The sequence below is a fragment of the Metasolibacillus sp. FSL K6-0083 genome (assembly GCF_038630865.1).
Lineage (GTDB): Bacteria > Bacillota > Bacilli > Bacillales_A > Planococcaceae > Metasolibacillus > Metasolibacillus fluoroglycofenilyticus.
The window spans coordinates 3,430,830-3,453,482 of the sequence record NZ_CP152046.1 but is presented as its reverse complement, the minus strand read 5'-3'; the positions used below and the strand labels follow the sequence as shown (position 1 = coordinate 3,453,482).

Annotated in this window: 21 protein-coding genes; 2 read left to right on the top strand and 19 right to left on the bottom strand. The window is 38.2% G+C overall.

The genetic code is table 11. The features are described from left to right. Nucleotides 1–36: 36 nt before the first annotated feature. The 7 genes from MHB51_RS16180 to MHB51_RS16150 all read right to left on the bottom strand — a co-directional run bounded on the left by MHB51_RS16180 (nucleotide 37) and on the right by MHB51_RS16150 (nucleotide 5,825). Entirely contained in the window at nucleotides 37–543 is a 507-nt protein-coding gene (locus MHB51_RS16180; RefSeq protein ID WP_066167135.1) for an acyltransferase, read from the bottom strand. After that, entirely contained in the window at nucleotides 540–1,187 is a 648-nt protein-coding gene (gene ppaX / locus MHB51_RS16175) for a pyrophosphatase PpaX (RefSeq protein ID WP_342558576.1), read from the bottom strand. The genes MHB51_RS16180 and ppaX overlap by 4 nt, the downstream gene beginning before the upstream one ends. Nucleotides 1,188–1,197: 10 nt before the next feature. After that, nucleotides 1,198–2,016, bottom strand: coding sequence for a prolipoprotein diacylglyceryl transferase (gene lgt, locus MHB51_RS16170; RefSeq protein WP_066167139.1), 819 nt, complete (start codon nucleotides 2,014–2,016; stop codon nucleotides 1,198–1,200). Between the two features lie 15 nt (nucleotides 2,017–2,031). Then, nucleotides 2,032–2,973, bottom strand: coding sequence for an HPr(Ser) kinase/phosphatase (hprK, locus tag MHB51_RS16165; RefSeq protein WP_066167141.1), 942 nt, complete (start codon nucleotides 2,971–2,973; stop codon nucleotides 2,032–2,034). A gap of 352 nt (nucleotides 2,974–3,325) precedes the next feature. Continuing rightward, nucleotides 3,326–3,640 (bottom strand): cytochrome c, encoded by a 315-nt coding sequence (locus MHB51_RS16160; protein ID WP_066167144.1) that lies wholly within the window; start codon nucleotides 3,638–3,640, stop codon nucleotides 3,326–3,328. A 43-nt stretch (nucleotides 3,641–3,683) separates the two neighbouring features. Beyond that, complete coding sequence (locus tag MHB51_RS16155; protein WP_066167147.1) at nucleotides 3,684–4,538, bottom strand: YitT family protein; 855 nt, start codon at nucleotides 4,536–4,538, stop codon at nucleotides 3,684–3,686. Between the two features lie 48 nt (nucleotides 4,539–4,586). Next, nucleotides 4,587–5,825: an HDOD domain-containing protein gene (locus tag MHB51_RS16150; RefSeq protein ID WP_066167150.1), complete on the bottom strand. Its 1,239-nt coding sequence runs from the start codon at nucleotides 5,823–5,825 to the stop codon at nucleotides 4,587–4,589. Nucleotides 5,826–6,241: 416 nt separating this feature from the next. Between MHB51_RS16150 and MHB51_RS16145 the strand changes: the two genes are divergently transcribed. Further along, entirely contained in the window at nucleotides 6,242–7,018 is a 777-nt protein-coding gene (locus MHB51_RS16145) for an enoyl-CoA hydratase-related protein (protein WP_342558575.1), read from the top strand. 67 nt (nucleotides 7,019–7,085) lie between these two features. On the opposite strand, the gene MHB51_RS16140 is transcribed toward MHB51_RS16145, so the two are convergent. The 9 genes from MHB51_RS16140 to MHB51_RS16100 all read right to left on the bottom strand — a co-directional run bounded on the left by MHB51_RS16140 (nucleotide 7,086) and on the right by MHB51_RS16100 (nucleotide 18,393). Next, entirely contained in the window at nucleotides 7,086–7,550 is a 465-nt protein-coding gene (locus MHB51_RS16140; RefSeq protein WP_066167158.1) for an S-ribosylhomocysteine lyase, read from the bottom strand. A 10-nt stretch (nucleotides 7,551–7,560) separates the two neighbouring features. Continuing rightward, on the bottom strand, nucleotides 7,561–8,208 hold the full coding sequence (locus MHB51_RS16135; RefSeq protein WP_066167160.1) for a DedA family protein: 648 nt from the start codon (nucleotides 8,206–8,208) through the stop codon (nucleotides 7,561–7,563). Nucleotides 8,209–8,690: 482 nt separating this feature from the next. Next, entirely contained in the window at nucleotides 8,691–10,676 is a 1,986-nt protein-coding gene (locus MHB51_RS16130) for a S9 family peptidase (protein WP_342558574.1), read from the bottom strand. 286 nt (nucleotides 10,677–10,962) lie between these two features. Next, the gene (locus MHB51_RS16125; RefSeq protein WP_342558573.1) at nucleotides 10,963–12,513 is read right to left on the bottom strand and encodes a fatty acid--CoA ligase family protein; all 1,551 of its coding nucleotides are present in this window, start codon (nucleotides 12,511–12,513) and stop codon (nucleotides 10,963–10,965) included. Between the two features lie 192 nt (nucleotides 12,514–12,705). After that, nucleotides 12,706–14,637: an ABC transporter permease gene (locus MHB51_RS16120; protein ID WP_342558572.1), complete on the bottom strand. Its 1,932-nt coding sequence runs from the start codon at nucleotides 14,635–14,637 to the stop codon at nucleotides 12,706–12,708. Further along, the gene (locus MHB51_RS16115; protein ID WP_107943286.1) at nucleotides 14,609–15,382 is read right to left on the bottom strand and encodes an ABC transporter ATP-binding protein; all 774 of its coding nucleotides are present in this window, start codon (nucleotides 15,380–15,382) and stop codon (nucleotides 14,609–14,611) included. The genes MHB51_RS16120 and MHB51_RS16115 overlap by 29 nt, the downstream gene beginning before the upstream one ends. A gap of 2 nt (nucleotides 15,383–15,384) precedes the next feature. Continuing rightward, entirely contained in the window at nucleotides 15,385–16,383 is a 999-nt protein-coding gene (locus tag MHB51_RS16110) for a sensor histidine kinase (RefSeq protein WP_066167175.1), read from the bottom strand. Next, nucleotides 16,383–17,087 (bottom strand): response regulator transcription factor, encoded by a 705-nt coding sequence (locus MHB51_RS16105; protein ID WP_342471937.1) that lies wholly within the window; start codon nucleotides 17,085–17,087, stop codon nucleotides 16,383–16,385. Before MHB51_RS16105 ends, MHB51_RS16110 begins: the two co-directional genes overlap by 1 nt. Nucleotides 17,088–17,400: 313 nt before the next feature. Further along, nucleotides 17,401–18,393, bottom strand: a complete 993-nt coding sequence (locus tag MHB51_RS16100; protein WP_342471936.1) for a lipoate--protein ligase — start codon at nucleotides 18,391–18,393, stop codon at nucleotides 17,401–17,403. Nucleotides 18,394–18,536: 143 nt separating this feature from the next. On the opposite strand from MHB51_RS16100, the gene yhfH reads away from it, so the two are divergent. Then, nucleotides 18,537–18,662, top strand: coding sequence for a protein YhfH (gene yhfH, locus MHB51_RS16095; RefSeq protein WP_082799036.1), 126 nt, complete (start codon nucleotides 18,537–18,539; stop codon nucleotides 18,660–18,662). Nucleotides 18,663–18,972: 310 nt separating this feature from the next. Here yhfH and MHB51_RS16090 read toward each other — a convergent pair whose 3' ends face one another. The 3 genes from MHB51_RS16090 to MHB51_RS16080 form a co-directional block, all read right to left on the bottom strand. Continuing rightward, the gene (locus MHB51_RS16090) at nucleotides 18,973–21,153 is read right to left on the bottom strand and encodes a YhgE/Pip domain-containing protein (protein ID WP_342558571.1); all 2,181 of its coding nucleotides are present in this window, start codon (nucleotides 21,151–21,153) and stop codon (nucleotides 18,973–18,975) included. 265 nt (nucleotides 21,154–21,418) lie between these two features. Continuing rightward, on the bottom strand, nucleotides 21,419–21,988 hold the full coding sequence (locus MHB51_RS16085; protein WP_342558570.1) for a TetR/AcrR family transcriptional regulator: 570 nt from the start codon (nucleotides 21,986–21,988) through the stop codon (nucleotides 21,419–21,421). Between the two features lie 167 nt (nucleotides 21,989–22,155). Further along, complete coding sequence (locus tag MHB51_RS16080) at nucleotides 22,156–22,653, bottom strand: FixH family protein (protein WP_066167191.1); 498 nt, start codon at nucleotides 22,651–22,653, stop codon at nucleotides 22,156–22,158.

Sequence of the window (22,653 nt, the reverse complement as noted above, 5' to 3'; positions counted from 1 at the left end):
CAACTGCACGGCTGTTGGGACGCCTTGTCCCTATCATTATTTTTTTCGTGCAGCCATTTCCTCCGCGCTGAAAATAATGCGCATCGGATTGCCACCAACCATGCTTCCCGCTGGCACATCTTTATGAACGAGCGTTGCCGCCGATACAATCGCACCATCGCCAATTTCTACTCCCGGCAAAATCGTTGTATTTGCACCGACCATTACATTGTTTCCTATTTTCACATCACCTAAGCGATACTCATCTATTAAGTATTCGTGTGCTAAAATCGTTGTATTAAAGCCTATTATCGAATTTGCGCCAATTGAAATACGCTCTGGAAACATTGTATCAGGCATCACCATTAAGGCTAATGATGCTTTTTCTCCAATATCCATATGAAGAAAAGTACGATAAAGCCAATTTTTCATCGCCATGGACGGTGTAATGCGCCCGATTTGAATAAAAATAAAGCATTTCATTACCTTCCAAAAGGATACCGTTTTATAAACATGCCAAAGCGAATTCGCACCATCTACTTTATAGCGCTCTGTTCTTCTCATAAACTTTGCCCTTTCACAATCGTTACTAAATCAGTCATATGCTGAAGCATATATGTCGGTGAAAATTGCTGTAAATAGTCCTCTCCTTTAAAAGCCCAAGCTACACCAGCCGTTTTTACACCCGCATTATGTCCAGCCTCAATATCGTGCGAATTATCACCAATCATAATAACATCCTCTTTTGCCAATTGCATTTTCTTCAATGCTAATAAAATCGGCTCTGGATGTGGCTTAACATGCTGAACATGGTCAAATCCAATAATATGCTCAAATAAATGCCTCACACCTAGCACATTTAAGCCTTGCTCTATCATTTCACTGCGCTTTGTTGAGACGATGGCTAACCTTATCTCTTGTGCATATAGCTCCTCCAAAGTAGAAACTACCCCATCATATTGTGTGACAAGCTGGTCATGATGTTGGATATTCCACTGTCGATAACTATCAATCATTTCATCCACAGCATCTGGAGCAATTTCAACAAATGTTTCTCGCAATGAAGGACCGAGAAATTTCATGCAATCTTTTGGCGAATATTGCCCGGGAAATTTGTCTTCCAATACATGCATAAATGATTGAATAATTAATTCATTTGTGTTTAATAAAGTACCATCAAAATCAAATAACAATGCCTTTACCATCATTCATCACTCCTTATTTATCTAAATAACGTACAACTGGCTTCACTGTCATTCGACGATAAATAATGAGTGCTAAGCCTACTACGATACCAATAATCGACACAAGCTGTGCTGAGCGCAAGTCGCCAATTAAATATAAGCTGTCTGTACGCATTGATTCGATAAAGAAGCGCCCTATCGAATACCATATAATGTAAAAGAAAAACATTTCCCCACGACGCCAATTGAATTTACGTGCAATAATTAAAATAATAAAGCCTACTATATTCCATAGTGACTCATATAAAAATGTTGGGTGGACGTAGGAGCCGAGTCTTTCAATATACATTTGCTCAATTAGCCAATCAGGTAAAAATAGCTTTTCTAAAAAGCTGCGCGATACTTCTCCACCATGTGCCTCTTGATTAATGAAATTGCCCCAGCGTCCAATAATTTGTCCTACTAAAATGCTTGGTGCTGCAATATCTGCAATTCGCAAGAAGCTTATATTACGCCTTTTCGTAAATATATAAGCTGTAATAAACGCACCAATTAAAGCACCATGAATGGCAATCCCACCATTCCATATTTGAATCGCTTTTATTGGATTGGTCTTATAAACATCCCATTCCATCCCTACATAATAAATACGTGCACTAATAATAGCGATTGGCACTGCCCAAATAAGCATGTCCGCAATAAACTCTTGATGAATACCAAGTCGAACTGCCTCTCGCTGTGCTAAAAAATAAGCTAGAACAATGCCCAGTGCAATTAAAATTCCATACCATCGAACATCAATTGGTCCAATTGAAAATGCAATTGGATTAATCTTCATTATAAAAAATTCCATCTTTTTACTCCTTCTCTATTTAAAATCGTCCATTTCCCCATTAGACGCAATAACTGCATCTAAACGACGCGAAAATTCCTCCGCTGCGTTAACACCCATTTTTTTCAATCGGTAATTCATTGCAGCTACTTCAATAATAACGGATACATTGCGTCCAGGCTGTACAGGAATCGTTAGCTTCGTTAGCTCTGTATCAATAATTTTCATTTTCTCTTCATCGAGCCCTAAACGGTCATATACTTTTTCAGGGTCCCAGTTTTCCAACTCTACTACAAGCGTAATTCGTTTATACGGTCTAATCGCACTCGCACCAAAAAGCGTCATTATATTAATAATGCCAATTCCTCGAATTTCTAATAAATGCTCTAATAGTGGTGGCGGGCTTCCGATAATCATATTTTCAGATTCTTGACGAATTTCTACAGAATCATCTGCGACTAAGCGATGCCCCTTTTTCACAAGCTCTAACGCTGTTTCACTTTTCCCTACACCGCTCTTCCCAAGAATAAGTACACCAATTCCATAAATATCAACAAGCACGCCGTGAATCGCCGTTGTCGGTGCTAGTTCACTTTCTAAGTAATTCGTTAGCCGACTTGAAAAATGAGTTGTCGTTTGTTTTGAAGTTAACACAGGTACATGATTTTCATTCGATGCCTCAATTAATTCTTGTGGCACTTCCAAATTTCTTGAAATAATAATAGCCGGAGTATTGCGGGCACATAATAAGCGCATCCGCTCTTTTTTCACGCTTTCTGGCAGCATTTCAAAAAAAGAGAGCTCTGTTTTTCCAAGCAACTGCACTCGATTCGCTGGATAATGTGTAAAATAACCAGCCATCTCTAGCCCCGGTCTTGATATATCACTCGTCGTAATAAAACGCCCAATCCCTTCATGACCACTAACAATTTGCAAATTAAATTTTTCGATAACATCCTTTGTCGTAACTTGAACCATTGGCACAACCTCTCGATTCTTTTTAGTCTCCCTTTATTGTAACATGTTCCATTCATTTTACGGAAAATGTATCCTCATCCATTCGAATAAAAAAGAGTGTTTTACAATTTTTATGGCAAATCATTTTTTCAGCTCGCTTTTTTATGATGATAGAAGCACAAACAAGGCTGCCCGAAAAGGTAATATCTTTTCGAACAGCCCTAGCTCTACTATTTGTTAACAAGCCTTCCGGCACATTAGAAATTGCTCCTGCGGTTACTCGTCGCAGTGAAAGATTTGCTCCTGCGGTTACTCGTCGCAGTGAATGAATTGCTCCTGCGGTTACTTGTCGTAAAAGAGCCATTTCTATTCATTATTTTTGCTCTGCAAGCCATGCGGCAGCTTTTTCAGCTTCCTCCCCTTTAAGTAAGCCTGCAGGCATGCCACTTTTTGTACCATTTAAAATAATATCTAAAATTTCTTCCTCTGAATAGCGACCACCAACATCATTTAATGCAGGAGTATTACGCATGCCTTGCAATTGACCACCGTGGCAGTTCGCACAGCTTTTCATCACAATTTTTTCGCCCTCTGGTTGTGGTGTCGCGTTACTTTCCTTCTCATCCCCACCACATGCAGCTAACAGTAAAGCTGAACTGAAAGCAACTGTTAATACTATTTTTTTCATACTGTTCTCCTCCAACAAATTACTCTACTTCAGTATAGCAAACTTAGGCTCGTTTGAAACCTTCGCCAAGTACCTCATAAGCATCTGAGACAACAACGAAGGCTGTTGGGTCAACCATCTTGACAACTTGTTTCAATTTAGTGAATTCAGTCTGATAAACAACGACCATTAGAAACGTTTTTTCTTCCCCCGTATAACCGCCGAAAGCTGGAAGCTTTGTTACGCCACGATTCACTTCTCTGTATATCGCGTCACGCATTTCTTCCTCTCTCGTTGTAATAATATAGGCCATTTTCGATTGACTAAAGCCAAGCTGAATGATATCAATCGTTTTCGTTGTTACATACAAACCAATTATTGCATACAAGCCCTTTTCTAAATCAAACACAAGTGCAGCACTAACAGCAATAACACCATCTATAAGTAACACACTTGTCCCTAAAGTAAGACCTGTGAATTTCGTAATAATTTGTGCTAATAAATCCGTACCACCTGTTGATGCCTTTCCTTTAAAAACAAGACCGAGCCCCGAGCCAACTACAATTCCACCAAAAATTGCACCAAGTAGCGGATTTAATGTCCACGGACCCCAGTCACTTGTGAAGATAACAAGGGCAGGTAAAGTAATCGTTCCAATAAATGACTTAACACCAAATTTCTTTCCTAAAATTAAAACTCCCGCAATAAATAAAGGGATATTAAATGCGTATTGAACAAGCCCTGCATTCCAACCAAATAAACCATTTAAAATTGTACTAATACCACTTACCCCACCTGAAGCAACTTGGTTTGGTAATAAAAAGACATTAAAGCCAATGGCAATTATCGCAGCTCCTACAATGACAAATAGATATTCGCTAATTGTATCTTTCACTGTCAACTGTTCACTATTGTTCACAAGACTTCCTCTTTCTTCATTCAATTTTCATCATTTCTACAAAAGTTGTTAACTAATAACCTCTCGTGCCCACTGCTCCGCTTCATCATAAATTTGGAATACCACATCCTGATTCAAGCCTAATTGCAGTGACAATTCATCTAACCTATCCCAATCTAATTTATAAAGCGCTTCACTAAATTGTAAATAAGGCGTCATTTCTGTTTCCACGCCGTTTATTGTTTCAACAATTTCCTCCGATAATGGCATCTTTCTTAATATCAGATACATTGGACGCTTTAACAAGGCATCAATTAACGACAATAGCCCAATTAAAAAGTATTCCGAGAAGTTCTTTTTATAATTTAACTTCGCAACCTTTTCACATGCTTTTGCACGGAATAACGATGCGGCAACTAATTCATTAAAAGCATCTGTTTTTTCATAATTATTTAATTCGCGCATTGCCAATAAATAAACAAGCTTCCGCAACTCTGTTATGCCCAATAGTACAATTGCTTGTTTAATTGAACGCACCTTAGATTTCGGGCGATTTTTTGAGCTATTAATCAGTTGCAATAGCTTATAAGAAATTGAAATTTCCCTTTCAATATTTGTAGCCAAAATATTTATATCTGGTTCCTCATCTTTTAAAATCGAAATGATTTGAAAATAATTTATAATATTTGCTGGTATATCAATTGCCTTCATTATTTGTGGTTTTTCAAAGAAGTAGCCTTGAAATAACACATAGCCAGAATGCATTGCAATCTCATATTGCTCACGCGTTTCAACTTTCTCAGCCAAAAGCTTGATATGCGGAAACTTTGATTTTACTTTATACTCAATTTCCATACGTTTTGTTAAAGGGGTAATTAAAAAGTCAACCTTTATATAATCTACATAATTGAACAGCTCATTATAAACGGTTACTCCATCTTTTAAAATAAAGTCATCAAGTGCTATTTTAAACCCCTTCCCCTTCAACTCTTTTACACGTTGAATAAGTTTCGGTGTTATAATAACATCCTCCAAAATTTCAATAACGACTTCTTTCGGATTAATATAATCTATCAAGGGACTAAATAATAGCTTCTCCGTAAAATTAATAAATGCTAGTGCACCATCTGTTACTTTATCTATGCCAATTGTTAAAAAGGAATTAATAATAACATCGATTGTCGCAGCATCTGCATCTATTCCGTCTAGAGGAAATGCATTTATATTTTTACTTCGATACAATAATTCGTAAGACACTATTTGTTCCTTTTCATTAAAAATCGGTTGCCTTCCAATAAAAACTTCCACGTTAAACTCCTCACTTTATATTTCTTCATAATTTTTTTCATCATAGCTAAAGCTATCCTAATAACTAGAGGGTGACTACGGAAATATGTATACAGTTCCAGGCATATTTGATTCGCTCTTTTAATTTAATCTTTTTAAACTTTTAAAAAGATTATTTCGTATCCATTACATCATGATGTAATTAAAAATCCGTTCAATTTAACTAAAATACGCGCTAATGTACAAATAATAGCAAATTAACAGTTATTTTTCAGCAAAATTTTTCAAGATATTTCAATGCTATTTCTATTTAACGATAAAGAATTTCTTACTTATAGCATACCTATACTTCGCCTATTGTTCAATTGCTAATTGCCTATATATTTTGAGAGAGGTAATATAATACTATAGCACATTTAAGGGGGAGCTTTTTATTTATGAACATCATTGAATATGAACAACGACAGTCTATTGCCTATGTAAAACTAAATCGACCTGATGTCTTAAATGCTTTTAATTTCGACATGTTATCAGAGCTTCAAGCAATTATAGAATCCATTCGTATACATCCCGATATTCGACTTGTTATTATTACAGGTGCAGGTGATAAAGCCTTTTCAGTTGGTGCTGATTTAAAGGAGCGTCAAACATTGCCTGAACCATTGGTAAAGCGAAATCTAAATAAATTTGCTGAGGTGTTCAATGCGATTGAAGGATTGCCGCAGCCAACTATTTGCGCGCTAAATGGATATGCCTTTGGCGGTGGTCTTGAATTAGCCCTCTCCTGCGATTTCCGCATTGCGACAAAAAATGCGGTAGTTGGACTAACAGAAACAAAGCTAGGGATTATCCCAGGTGCGGGTGGAACACAGCGATTACCGCGCTTAATCGGGGAGGCAAAAGCATTAGAATACATTTTAACAGCAAAAAAAATATCAAGTGAGGAAGCGCTAGCTTGCGGATTATTTACGCAAGTAGCAGAGCAAGAAGATTTAATGCAGGTAGTTGAAAATTTCGCAAATACCATTTTGCAAAATGCACCTATCGCCTTGCAGCAAGCAAAATTTGCTGTAAAGCAAGGGATGAAGGTCGATTTACAAACAGGTTTGCAAATTGAGCGTAAAGCATACGAAATTACATTACCGACAGAAGACCGCCTTGAGGCCCTGAATGCTTTCGTCGAAAAAAGAGCACCACAATTCAAAGGTAAATAATATTAATTGCTAAAATAAAATAAGACTGTTCGAAATATAGGTATTAGCCTATATTCCGAACAGCCTTTTATTGTGCAAAAACTGTTGACCACTCCGCGCGCTTTTCAAGCATTTCACGTGCTAATTGTTGCGCGCCTTCTAAACTATGGTTTGCAGCCCAGCCACATTGAACCTCATTGCAAGCAGGCACTTCTGTCGCGCTTACGACATCCTGTAGCGTTTTCTCTAAAATGTCCAAAATCTCATCATAATTATCATGATTAATTACCGATAAATAGAAGCCTGTTTGGCAACCCATTGGACTAAGGTCAACAACATGTTCGCTATGATTGCGAATATTTTCAGCCATTAAATGCTCAATTGAATGAAGTGCATCCATTTTCATATATGCTTTATTTGGCTGTTTGAAGCGAATATCATACTTATGTACAACATCTCCGTTTTGTCCTTCCTTTAGCCCAGCTAAACGCACATATGGTGCCACTACCTTTGTGTGATCCAAATTAAAGCTTTCTACATTCATTTTTGTCATGTTCATTACCTCACTTATTTTTTTTACGATGTGCATTAATTGCACTAATAATTGCTGGTAATACAGAAATGAAAATAATTAATAATAATACCGTTGAGAAGTTTTCTTTAATAATTGGGATATTGCCGAAGAAATAACCGAGCAATGTACAGATGAATACCCAAGCAAGTGCTCCTACAACATTATAGACGATAAAATACTTGTAATTCATACGGCTAGCCCCCGCCACAAACGGAATAAACGTCCGAATAAATGGCATGAAGCGCGCAATGACAATTGTTTTACCACCATGCTTATTGAAAAATCGCTGTGCTGCTTCCATTCGCTCTTTATTAATCACCTTGCCTAAAAAACTATTAGGAGGAATAGAAAGACCTACAGTCTTCCCAATATGATAGTTAACCGTATCCCCTATAATAGCAGCCGCGATAAAAACTGTCATTAATAACGGTAAGTTAAATGCCCCTAATGCGGCAAGTGTACCCGCTGCAAATAGCAGGGAATCTCCAGGTAAAAACGGCATAATAACTACGCCTGTTTCAACGAACACAATCGAAAATAAAATCCCATAAGACCATGCGCCAAATTGTTGGATTATTTCTACTAAGTGCTCATCAATATGCAAAATAAAATCAATTAAGCCTTGAATAATTGCCATCCTTGTGCTCTCTTTCTAATTAATTTTTACTTTCTCATTTTAGCATACTATCATTTACTATGCGGTTGATAACATTAATTAGAACGAAAAATTTTTTAACATGTTGCGTAAAAAAGGGGTATTTTGATGGATAAATTAAAAGGATACGTGCGTTGATTGGACTTTATTTTAAAGAGAGCGCTTAGTAAAACGCTGATTTCCATCTAGGCTTGCCCAGTCGGAGTAGCGCTCCTCCACTCAACTCACAAGATAGCTTTTCATTTTTTTCTGAATCAAATTTGATTTATACACAAATAGGGGCTACCCTAAAGGCAGCCCTGTCTTGCATCTCCACTTCGCCATTTTATCCGAAGGTAGATTCGCTAAATCAAATGTCATTTTTTCAAAAAGTGCACCCGCTATTCTATCAAGCCCTCACTTTCAAATAACACCAACACTAGCGCCAGCTAAGTCGGCCACTGCACGACTTAGCTGGCGCCACATTAAATATACTTCTCAAACCAGCCAACAATTTGCTCTAGACGCTGGATACGTAGGTTTGGTGTACCTGTGCGCGATAGGTTATGGTCGCAGTCAGGGAATCGAACGAAGCCTACCTCTTTGCCCATAGATTTTAACGTAATGTAAAACTGCTCTGCTTGCTCGATTGGACAGCGGAAATCCTTTTCGCTATGCAAAATGAGTAGAGGTGTTTCAACGTTTTTCGCATATTTTAATGGCGAATGATGCCATAATTTTTCTACGTCTAACATGTCGCTGCCAATTTGCCAGTCTGTGAAATAGTAACCGATATCCGATACGCCGAAGAAGCTAATCCAGTTTGAAATTGAGCGCTGCGTCACTGCTGCTTTAAAGCGGTTTGTATGCCCGACAGCCCAGTTTGTCATAAAACCACCGTAGCTACCGCCTGTTAGACCAAGACGTGTTTCGTCAATCCAATTATATGTTTCTAGCGCATAGTCTGTCGCTTTCATAATATCCTCAAAATCTCCACCGCCATAATCATTGCGAACAGCATCTACAAATGCTTGACTATAGCCATGGCTTCCGCGCGGGTTAATATATAGTACACCATAGCCCTCTGCAGCAAGAAGCTGCATTTCATGGAAAAACGTATTTGCATATAATGTGTGAGGGCCACCATGAACTTCTACAATAAGTGGATATTTTTCCCCTTCTACATAGCTAGCCGGCTTCATAATCCAGCCGTGCACATCCCAGTCCTTCGCCCCTTTAAAAACAATAGACTCTGGTGTTGATAAAGTGACTTCTCGTAGGAATACATCATTGAAATGCGTTAACTGCTTACGCTCCCCTGTCGTAATATTATGTTTAAATAGCTCACCAGGGAATGTAGGATTTGAAACAGCAAGTATTGCCTCATTACCGCTTTTTGCTAGCGCATAGCCATAAACATGCTCATTTTCCGGTGTCGCAGGATAAAGCCCCCCTTCCAATGTTGCATAGTATAGGCGAATATCGCCCATTGTGGATACTTGGAAATAAAGTGCATTGGCTTCTGTCCAAACAACTGCTGGTGCTGGTGCTGCTGCCCCTTGCTGGAAATCAGCAACAGCATAATCGCCAACAGGTGCATCTAAGCCCTCTGTTAAAGTAATCGTGCTTGCTGTTTCTGTATCATACACATAAACTTTCGCATGCGTCGCATTTTTAAATGATGCATCGCTACCAACATAAGCAATATAGCGGTTATCAAACGAATAAGTAGCTCCGCCATAATAGCCATCCTGCTCTACTAAAATCGTTTCTTCCTTCGTCACAACATCTACTATGTATAGTGGCTGACGGAATTCAAAATCTTGATTTTCTGAGCGATTGACACCAATGACAAGCTTTTTACCATCATGAGAAATGTTGTTTAATGTATGGTCATGATTCCCCTCTGTAAACTGTGTAATCGTACCATCAAGCGTTACTTCAGCAACATGAGTACTCATTCCTTGCTTACGTAAGCCATTACCACCTACACCATCCATTTTATGCTTCATTCTATCAACGACATATGCCTCTGGAAGCTTTTTCTCTTCCTTTTCTACGGCATCGGTAAACGCTGTGCCGTTCTTTAAGCTTGCTGTTACCCACAGCTTTTCACCACATGGGCTCCAAATAAATGAGCTAACACCGTATGGGAAATTCGCTACTTTTTTAGCTTCACCACCGCTACGATTTAAAATATAAAGCTGATTTTTCTCTTCACGATTTGACAAAAAAGCAACTTGCTTACCATTTGGCGACCATTTCGGGCTGCTGACACGCTCCTTGCCAAATGTCCATTGCGCTACTTCTTCGTTAGCAAGCTCCACATGGAATAGATGTGCATAATATTTATTATCCTCTTTATCAATTAATGTGCGTACAAATACAGCCTCCTGCTCATTCGGTGCTAGTACTGGGGCTGTTACAGATTGCAATGTGAATAAATGCTCTTTCGTTAAAAATGCTGTCATTCCATAATCCCTACTTCCTTATTGTTATTTCGAACTTCGTAATATTAAGTTTACCACGCCACAAATATGTGTCAATATTCTAATAACTTTTTAGACATGAAATCAGCCGTGTTGCTAGTGGTGCTCATTTTTTTATTTACTTAGGTTAGTGGTAGGTAAAGCACCGCTAATCCATGTGTTTCCTCACCTTTCAAAGCTCATCCTGCATTTTCTCTAGTAAACCCTAAAAAAACATGATTAAAAGCGTTCAAAAGACCAGCTACTGCATGGTCTTTTGAACGCCCCTCTATTTCGTTGCCTGCTCCTTTAATGAGCGACGTAAAATTTTACCTGTTGTATTTTTAGGAAGCTCATCGATAATTTCAATGACTTTTGGTACTTTATATTTCACAATATGCTCTGCACAATATTGCTGTAATTCCTCGGCACTCATGCTCTTATCCTTTAACACGACATATGCATATACCGCTTCTCCAAAATCTAAATCTGGTAAACCGATAACTGCAGCCTCCACAACATTCGGGTGTGCATAAAGCACTTCCTCCACTTCACGCGGATAAACATTATAGCCCCCAACGATAATCATATCTTTTTTGCGATCAACGATATAGAAGTAATCTTCCTCGTCCTTGCGCGCTAAATCGCCTGTGTAAAGCCAGCCATCTTGGATTGTCACAGCCGTTTCTTCAGGCATTTTATAATAGCCTTTCATCACATTTGGTCCACGCACAATGAGTTCGCCAACCTCGCCGACAGGTACTTCATTTCCCTCTGGGTCAACAACTTTATTTTCAACATTGACAATCGACTGACCGATTGAGCCTGGTTTGCGCTCTTTATCTAGTGGATTAAAGCATGTTACTGGCGATGCCTCCGATAATCCGTAGCCTTCTGAAATACGTACATTAAACTTTTGCTCAAAATTATGCAATAGCGATACAGGTAATGATGCACCGCCTGAAATAGCTAACCGCAATGTTTTAAATGCAGCTACATCGCCTTCAGCAAACTGATAAAGGAAATTATACATTGTCGGTACTCCTGCGAAGACCGTTGCCTCTTGCGTCTTAGCCAGCTCAAAAATTTCAGCTGGGCTAAAACGTGGCGCTAGTAGAATTGTAGCTCCTTGTACTAAAGGAGCATTGACGACAACTGTCAATGCAAAAACATGGAATACTGGCAATGTTGCAATCACACGATCCGTAGCAGATATTTTCAAATAAGCGCCAACATCACGCGCATTAGAATATAAATTACCATGCGTTAAAATAGCCCCTTTAGGATAACCAGTTGTACCTGATGTATATAAAATAACTGCATTATCATCCGTTTCCAATGCTACTGGCTCAGCTATTCCTTCTGCCGCTTGCAATAAAGCTGTAAACAGAACTGTTTTTGCTTTTGCACCTTCGCTTAATGCAGCGACCTTCTCCCCTGTGTCTGCTGCTGTTTCGCAAATAATATATTTCTCCACTTTCGTAAATACTTGTACCCCTTTATCTACAAGCGGTAGCAACATGTCCAGCGCAACAACTACTTTAACATCACCATTTTGGATAATATATGAAATCTCATCTGGCGTATAAATTGGATTAATCGGAATTACTGTTGCACCGATACGCATCGCACTATAAAGAGAAATTAAAAAATGAGGTGTGTTGCCAAGCAACAATGCCACATGGTCTCCCTTTTCTACCCCCATATCTTGCAAAGCTTTTGCAAAGCGGCTTACCGTCTGCTCAAACTCGTGATAGCTTGTATTTTTCCCCATAAAATGATAAGCCGTTTTTTCTGGCTGTTCGAGAGCTTGCTGTCTTACCTTTTCAACTAAATTCAATACACCCATCCCCCTTATATCAATTCCGTCAAAAGCGCCTATTGATTCAGCGGAAGCTCAGACATCTACTAAACCAATATAAAATGAATTATCATTCATTTTATATTATTGTAAAATAAAAATCTGAATATGACAATAGCTTTCAAGTGATTGTGCAAAAATTCCGTCGTTCATGTCATTTTATGCTCGTTTTTACAAGCGTACATGCGCGATATAACGCCATCTAATCAAATAAAAATAAACGACCTGAATAAGGACAATAAAGCCAAACGCCAAAACAATTTCTTTCCCTAATGAGACATGCATAACATTTTTTAAAATAGCTTGTAACACAAAGAAAGCAAATACACTATGCACAAGTGCTAGTCCCCAAGGAAGGAAAAATTGTGGAAATAAATAACGCGTAATTAAGTTTTTTTGTTCACTATCTGTTAGACCCATGCGCTTTAATACGTCAAATTGCTTCTTTTCACGCTCCAAGCTTGTATATAGCTTGAAATAAATAAAGCTCCCAGCAGCTAATAAAAATACCGCTACAACGAGCAGACCAACTAACATAAACAAGGAATAGGCAGCTAATATATAAGAATAATTTAACCCTGCATTTTCAAAATAAAATGGTAGTGTATAATTCTCTTTTAAATATTCCTCTGCAACAGCATGATATAAATCCAAGCCGATATTTGCAGCTTCTACCCAATTAGCGATATCAAATGCTAGAAGATGATAGCTTGATTCAACAACATCTGCACGCTCAAACGGTTGTGTGATTTTTTCAAAATCTTCATCACTAACAATAATGGCATTGCGGCTAATAATCGCGTCAGGGAAAATAAGCTCTGGATAAACACTGTTGATAACAAGGTCAACCTCGCTTTCTTTTAGTGTTGTACGTACAGTCATATCTCCAAGCTCTTTTATCGAATCGTCTGAGTAAGCAATAAACATCGCTTCACCCGGCTCAAGCCGCACCATTGAATAGCCATATGAAAATAGCAAATGGTTAATATTTGTTACACTGAACACTTCAACAGGATTGGAAGTATGGGTAGATGTTTGTCTTTTCACAACAAAGCGCGTTAAATTATACGATAGCCCTGCTTCTTCTAGCTCGTAAATTAATGATGAAATATGCGCCACTTCATACTCATTGTCTACATTCCCTTTATAAATAATGCCTAAAGGGTTTAGCTTATCGTATTGAGACGTGTAGGATGATAAAGCAGACAATACACCTACACATAAAAAGGCTAATGTTGAAACAAGTGTTACAACAAAAAACATTTTTCGATTGCTATACATAATATGTCCTTGCTCAGCAAGCGATAGCATACGTGTTTTTCGCCAATAGACCTTTTTGCGCCTCTTTACTCGCTCGATAAAGGCTTGTATCGTATCAGTAAACAAAAAATACGTACCGATTGTCACGATAATTGGGATGATTAATAAAAAAATTGGCAATGTAAAAAATGTTGTAATGATTGCTAATGTATAACCAAGACCAATTAGAAAAACACCTAAAAATGCACCTATTTTTGAGTATGAATTGGAGACATCGATATATTGATGTCCTTTTAATAAATCAATCAGCTTTGTTTCCCGCGTCATTAACACACTGATAAAGGAAATAACAACAAAGGCACTTAAAAATACAGTAAGCGTTAAAACGAATGGCTCCCATGAAAAATACAAAGGTAGCTCATCTAAATATAAAATCTCGCGCACAATCATAAAGAAAAATTTTGAAAACGCGTAGCCGAATGCGATGCCAAAAACACAGGAAATAACACCAATTAACATCGTTTCTAAAAAGACGAGCTTGCTTAATTGCCTTTTTTCCATCCCAAGATGCAGTAAAACGGCAAATTCCTTTGAGCGTGCCTCCAAAAAAGCCTTCATCGAGTAAAAAATAAAAAACCAGGAAAATAGCATTAAAATCACTTCTGCCACAACCATTCCTAACAAGGAAACATTGCCTAAAAAGCCATGCTCACTCGCTGGATGAAACATTAACATTGAGTAAATAAAAAAAACAAAAACAGAGAAAAAGCTTGCCATAAAAAAAGCGGCATAGATGCGAAAATTGCGAAACACATTACGGTAAGCGAATTGTTGAAAGGTCACCCACTTGCCCTCCTAATAAACTTAAAACATTTAAAATACGCTGGAAAAATGTTTGGCGGCGATCATCTCGATAAATTTCGTTAAAAAACTCACCATCTTTAATAAACAGCACACGATCACAATAGCTAGCAGCAATCGGGTCATGTGTTACCATCACAATTGTCGCCTGTCGCTCCTCATTAATTTTGCTTAATAGCTCAAGCACTTCTCGCGATGCATGCGAATCAAGATTTCCTGTTGGCTCATCGGCTAGTATGATAGAGGGCTGATGGATTAATGCCCTAGCAATAGCTGTGCGCTGTGCTTGTCCCCCTGAAATTTCATTCGGGCGCTTTTCCAAAATCGATTCTATGCCTAATTTCTCAGCTAAAACAGCAAGTCGCTTTTCCATTACTTGCAGTGGCTGATTATCCAGCGTTAATGGCAAGACGATATTTTCCTCTACTGTTAGCATCGGTAATAAGTTAAAGTCTTGGAAAACAAAGCCGAGCTGACGACGCCTAAAATAGGCAAGCTCTGTTTTATTTAAGCTTTGTGGCTTTATTTTTTCCAAAGTAATTTCACCGGATGTCGGATAATCGATTGTTGAAATAATATTTAACAACGTCGTTTTGCCGCTACCAGATGGTCCCATAATCGCTAAAAACTCACCTTTTTCCACTTCAAAGCTTAGCTGATTGAGCGCGCGATGTGTTACTTTTCCTTCATATACTTTTGTTACTTCATTAATTTGTAGTATCGCCACGATTATCCCCCGTTTCGCTCGCTTGAAAATGTTATATTGACGGTTGTACCAACACCGACCGTTGATGTAATAATAAGCTGGTGCCCCAGCTTTTCGCATATTTCATTTGCTAAATAAAGTCCCATTCCAGTAGATTCACCTGTTTTTCGTCCGTTTTCTCCTGTGAAGAAAGCCTTTGTTATGCGCGATAAATCTGATTTAGGTATACCGATTCCTTCATCCTTAATCTTCAAAGTAATGCTTCCTTCCCGTTGCTGTGCATAAATTAGTATTTTTTTATTCGGTTCAAATGTATATTTCACAGCATTAGTAATAAATTGCCCAAGGGCAAATTGTAACGATTTCGAATCACTTGCAACGACTAACTCATCATCTATATGAACTTCTGGAAAAACACGATTTGTAATAAATAAGCGCTTATGCTCATTTACTACAGTCGTGACAATGGACTTTAATGGCACTTGCTCCACTTGCATATCATCCTCAAAGCTATCGATACGGGCACTCATTAACACCATATCTAGACCACGCTTTAGACGCTCCACTTCCTCCTGCACACTTTTTTTATCTAACGAGGTTTCCTCCTGTAGCAACAGCTCTAAAACAGCAATCGGCGTTTTCATTTGATGGATCCATTGATTCATAAATTTATATTGACGCGTTTGCTTTGCATACAAAGATTGCACCTCGTTTTGATAAACATAATAAAGCTGTTGCATGTACTTTTCCGTCTGCATATATTCCGTTGTTTTAGCGTTTTTTTGAAGCGCCTCCTCCATCGTAGTCGGCAATTGTGTAATTTTACTTAAATAGCGACGGCGTAGCATATAGCGCACTGCTAAAAAGGATGTAATCAATATTGCGCTAATAATAATGCTATAAAGTGCTGTTTCAAAATTGCGAAAGCCATCTAGAAAGTACAGCAGTAAAACAAATAGCACGAGCAGTAATTGAAAAATAATGTAGGAAATGTGTTCTTGTAAAAAAAGCTTTAACCCCATTACATTTCCTCCGCACTAAGCACGAAACGATACCCCGCGCCACGTACCGTTTCGATTATTGATTTCACATGATAATCCGCCAGCTTCTTACGTACGCGCGTCATATTGACATTCAGCGTATTTTCATCAACAAACGCTTGGTCATCCCATAGTTGCTCAAGCAGCGCATCACGCGAAACCACTTTCGGCGCTTGTCCGAGAAGTAAATCTAAAATGATACATTCCTTTTTTTGCAAAGGAATAACACTATCCTTGACATGCAACTCCATGCTTTCTAAATACAGTGTAAGCACACCTTGCTTTACTGTGCGCTCCTCCTGCCTTACCGCATACTCTCCATATGTACGACGTAAATGACTACGAATTTTTGCCAACACAATTTCATAATTGAATGGCTTCGTAATAAAATCATCTCCGCCATTTTCAAGCGCAAAGATTTGATCCATTTCTCCCGAACGCGCTGAAATAAATAAAATCGGACATGTCGTATGTTGCCTTAGCTGACGACACCAATAATAACCATCGTAAGCAGGCAAATTTATATCAAGTAGCACCATATGCGGTGCAAATGCTAAAAACTCATCAATTAACGCATCAAAATCTTGTACTGTCGCTACTTCATATTGATATTTGCGTAGCGTTTCTGCAAGCAAAGAAGCGATTTTTTTATCGTCTTCTACAATAAAAATCCGATGCTTTTCCATGAAAAAAACCTCCTTTTTCCAGGTGCCAGGCACTCACACAATTCTCACACAATTTACGTAGACGCACCCGCAACCGAGAAGTTTCGTGAACTCCCTCCCTTAAGCTTACATGATTTCATATCAAAATTGAAAGCACAATGAAAGGAAGATGTTTATTGCTTCTCTTTCACTGAGGTGAAATGCTGCCAATCCCTTTGTTTCTCTCGTTTTTAAGGAAATCCTCTCCGTCTTAATAGGCAAGCTTTCTGCAAAAACAACGAAGGCGTCCATACACACCGGCTACTGCACGGCTTTTTGGATGCCCTCTCACTCATTAATAGATTAACTGTAAAAAGTCTTCGATTGTAATACCGCCGAAATATTTTGCAATATCAATTTCCTTTAATGCCTCATTGATTGCTGCACGGTCATATTTACAGCCTTTTAAAAGCTGCTCTACTTCCGCTACATCACCAACACCGAAGAAGTCCCCATAAATTTTTATTTCTTCAATAATGCCGCGATTTACCTCTAAGCGGATATCGATGCCGCCAGATGGGAAACGATGTGTTTTTTGAATATTGAAGCGTGGTGATTTGCCGTAATTCCACTCCCATTTTTGATAGCGCTCCGCCGATAGTTCATGGATTTTTTTCCAATCCTCATCAGTTAACTCATAATAGCGAATATTTTCCTCACCATCGAAGATTGATTTTAAAATTTCCATACGGAACTGCTCTACAGAAATTTTTTCTGTTAAAAACTCTGAGATATTGGCAACACGTGAGCGTACAGATTTAATACCTTTTGACTCAATTTTGTCCTTCTTTACTTTTAGTGCAGATACAACTTGATCAATATCTGTATCAAACATCAATGTACCATGGCTAAACATGCGACCACGTGTAGTATATTGCGCATTGCCCGATACTTTACGACCTTCCGCCAAAATATCATTGCGCCCTGACAACTCTGCATTGACACCTAATTTTGCAAGTGCATCGACTACAGGCTGCGTGAATTTTTTATAGTTGTGGAAGCTATCGCCATCATCCTTCGTTAAGAAGCTAAAATTCAAATTGCCTAAATCATGATAAACAGCACCACCGCCTGATAAACGACGCACAACAATAATATTATTATCCTCTACATAATCTGTATTAATTTCTTCAATTGTATTTTGGTTTTTGCCAATAATAATGGAAGGCTGGTTAATATAGAACAGCAGAAAATCATCTTGCTCAATATCCATATTGCGCAATATGTACTCCTCAATCGCTAAATTAATACGCGGGTCTGTAATGCCTTTATTATCAATAAAATACATGTTGTATCTTCCCTTCATCAAATGTTCATATTTTATTTTAACTTAAATTAGGCATTTTGTGTTGACGAATGCACACTGTTATAATACAATAAATATAAATAAATCAGTATTATAACAGTTAACTCAAGGGAGGGAAAATGCTTATGTTAGAAAACGTAGTGGAATTTTTCAGAAACTTACCAGAGAAAACTTGTATACAATGCGGTAAAAAGATGGAAGAGCAAAGCGAATGCTACAGCCATGCTTGTGAAAACTGCAATAAAATCTAATCACGTGAATCGCATCCCTATGATGATTCTATAAATGAACTGCTTACACATAAAAGGCAACAAGAAGGCAAATATTCATTCGCCCTCTTGCTGCCTTTTGCAATTTTATATTCATGATGAGGATAAAACCGGAAAATAATCATCTTAGACCTATTTTTTATTCAAGTAATTCTCTTTGTTTTTCTTTTTATTCATCACCTCTAGACTAGGGACTGTCCATAGCAGATAGTGACAATTTATTGTCACCACCCGCATATTTACAGCAAATATCTTTTATAAAAGCTATGGTTGAAAAGGTGTACCCTTTCCATTATGCCTCTTGCTTCGAATAGCGACGCGTAAAAATTAATGCGAAGTAGCCAAGCGTAATTGCTAAGCTTACAACTGCAAAGCCCGCTAATACGGCAAAGTTGAAGCCTAAGAAGGCTGTGTCACCTGTGGAGATGGCTACTTTAAATGCTTGCACAGAGTACGTCATTGGGAAGAATGGGTTAAATGCGCGCAATGGCATTGGCACTAATTCTAATGGGAATGTACCCGCACTTGTTGTTAATTGGATGATTAAAATGAGGATAGCTACAAAGCGTCCCGGGTCACCCATAATTGATACAAGCATTTGAATAATCGCTAAAAATGTGAAGCTTGTTAATACTGTTGTTAACATAAACCACGGCAAACTTTCTACCTGTAGCCCTAAAATACCAACGACAATTGCAACTATAATCGCTGATTGGATTATACCAACCACTGCTAGTACAGAAACTTTACTGAAGAACCACGTAACCGCATTTGTCGGGCGAGCTGCGGGTTCTACAAATGGGAACACAATCGAAATTAATAGAGCACCTACGAATAATCCTAGTGAAATAAAGTATGGTGCGAAACCAGTTCCATAGTTAGGTACATGGTTTACTACAGTTTTCTCTACATCTACTGGCTGTGCGACCATTTCATAGTTCGCATCACTAGAGTCAATATTAGCCTCTTCGCTTGCTTCTTGTAATTTAGACGTTAATGTTGTCGCACCTTCAGCAAGTTCCTTCGTACCTTCTGCTAAAGTAGTAGAGCCATCAGCTAATTCACCAGATTTTTCAGCAAGTAGTGATGTGCCATCGTTTAATTTACCTGTACCAGAAACGACCGTATTTAAGCCTGCTGCTAATTCGTTAGCGCCAGTTTTTGCTGCATTAGCACCTTCTGTTAATTCATTTAATTTTTCAGCAATCGCTGCATTACCATCAACAATTGTATGAATTCCGCTACTTAAAGCATCGCTACTTGCTACAAGATTATTTGCACCTTCTGTAATTTGTTGTTGACCTGCAAGTAATTGATTGCTGCTTTCATTTAACTGTGAAACGCCTTGCTGCAATGAGTTGGAACTTACTGTTAAATTGTTTAAGCCATCAACCAATTGTGTACTACCTTCATTTAGTTGTGTTAATGTCGCCTGCAAGCTCTCTGCCTTTTCAGCAGGTAGTGTCGCTAAAATTTGTTGCATTTGCTCTGATAACGAGTCAATTCCTGCATTTAATTTTGTTGCACTATCACTTAATTGATTGGCACCAGCCTGCAAATTGCCTGTGCTTTCTGTTAAAGAGCCTAATCCTTCATTAAATGACTGCTGTTTTTCTACTAATGTTTTTTGGCTGTCCGCAATTTGTGCCGCGCCATCCGTATAATTATTTATCCCTTGTGCGAGTTGCTTTGCGCCAGTCGATAATTCATCTGCACCTGCTGCGAGCTGTGAGCTACCTTGTGCGAGCTTTGCTACACCATCAGCTAAGCTTGTTGCTCCTGTTGCTGCCTTTTGCGCGCCTTGCTTTAACTCACTCGTACCATCAGCAAGCTCAATTGTGCTCGATGCTAACTGCTCTAAATAGCCTTGTAAATCATTAGCGCCATTCATAATTTCCTTAGCGCCCTCATCTAATTTAGATGCACCATCAGCCGCCTCAGCAAAGCCATCGCCTAGTTGCGTAATGGAAGTAAATAATTTTTCAGCATAGGTTTTTGCTACTTGCGAATTGACTTCAATTTTAATCTTTTCCATGGCTGTCTCACCAATTTGAGCACTTAAAAAGTTAAAGCCCTCGTTTGGAATATAGTCAATTACTAATTTTGATGGCTGTTCGTCAAGCAATGTTGTTGCGTGTTGAGAGAAGTTTTCTGGAATGCGGATAAGCATATAGTAATTACGATCCTGAAGTTGCTTCTCCGCATCCTCCGCTGTTATTTCTTCAAACTTAAATTGCTCACTTGAAACAAGCTTATCCGTCAGCTCCTCACCAAGCTGCATCGTTTCCCCTTCAAATGTTGCACCAGTATCCTCGTTTACAATCGCAACAGGTAAATTCGTTAATTGTGCATAAGGATTCCAAAATGCCCATAAAAACATCCCGCTATACAGTACTGGAATGAATAGTACTGCAATGATTGATATGAACATTTTGCGTGTCTTGAAAATTTGCAACCATTCAGATTTAAACACTGTTATCACCTTTCTTTTTACGAAGTGACCGAAATCGTCATACGGTCATTTTAGAGTAATAAAAAATCAAAGTTCTGTCCGAAAAGCTGACTCATCTTTGATACAACAAAAAGTTGATTGTACTTAGCCATTTTAAAGTCAAAGGAAAAGACGTTAGATTCACTGTTTATAACCTTTTAAAACGGTCATTATTTTAATAAAGGATAAATGAATCGTCTGAAAAGCAGTGCTTTGCATGCTTTTCGGACGCCCCCTGATTTTTCGATTACCTCTGTAAGCCTCTGAAAATCGTTTGCTTAAAAATAGCCAAAATTTGGTCTTCACTCATTGGCTCATCATGTATTTGCTGCCAATCTACAACGAATGCTAAATAAGATTTAAACAATAAATACGCGACGAGTGGCGCATTGCAATCATGCACTTCACCTTTGTTAATGCCGATTTCAATGCGACTAGCAATATAAGAAACTCCCTCACTTTCAATATCTTGAAGCATTTGCTTAACTGCTGGTGTACGTAATTCCTTTTCTTCCTCAATCAATTTTGCAAAAAGGACATGGCGCTCTCTAAATTCCAGCATTTTCATTAATACACTATGACCATTTTCAGTAAATGATTTATTTGTATCAATTGTTGCATCCATCGCGATTTTCATTTCTTTAATAAGCGACAAGACAACTTCTTTTAAAATTTCTTCTTTATTAGAGAAAAATGTATAAATCGTTCCTTTTCCGACGTTTGCAATTTTAGCTACTTGCTCCATTGTCGTTCCCTTATAACCGAATAAAGAAAATGACTTAGTAGCTGCTTCTAAAATTTCCTGTCTGCGATTCAATTCATTCCCCCCTTTTTCATAAAGAATATCTTTTAAAATAAAATGACCAGAAAACCACTTTGGTCACCTGGTCATTATTATACACGCCTCAAAAAAATTTGCAAGTATTTATCTTGTTTCAGTAAAAAAAATTTCCTTCCCTATAAGACGATGAGATGAATGCTTTATTAATGGCCACCTTCATCATCTTCTCCATGGTCCTCATCGTCACCATGCTCACCATGGTTCATCGAATTATCGCTATTATCTTCTATTACTTTACTCATATCTGGACTACCAGCAATAATTTGCTGTTTCGGCATAACATGAATGCTTCGTGCTGTTGTATGTGCAAACATATAATAAACACCATCATGCTCAAAATTAAATTTCGCTTTATAAACGCCATCTTTATCTAACTTGCCATCTATCATATGTCCTTCATCTCTTAAGCCCGATTCCCATACCTCGAATTGAACAACTGCATCATCTACATTTTCTTCTCCTTGTGTGACATAAGCGATTAAGTCGATTTCCTCATTCACTGCGACAGCTTCTGGTGTTTGAATTTCTACTACAATTTCCTGGGGCATAACGCCGTTGTCTAAAGTATCTACTTCTGGCTCGTCATTACAGCCTACTAAAAACATTGGTACTGCTAATAAACTTAAAAACCACTTTTTCAT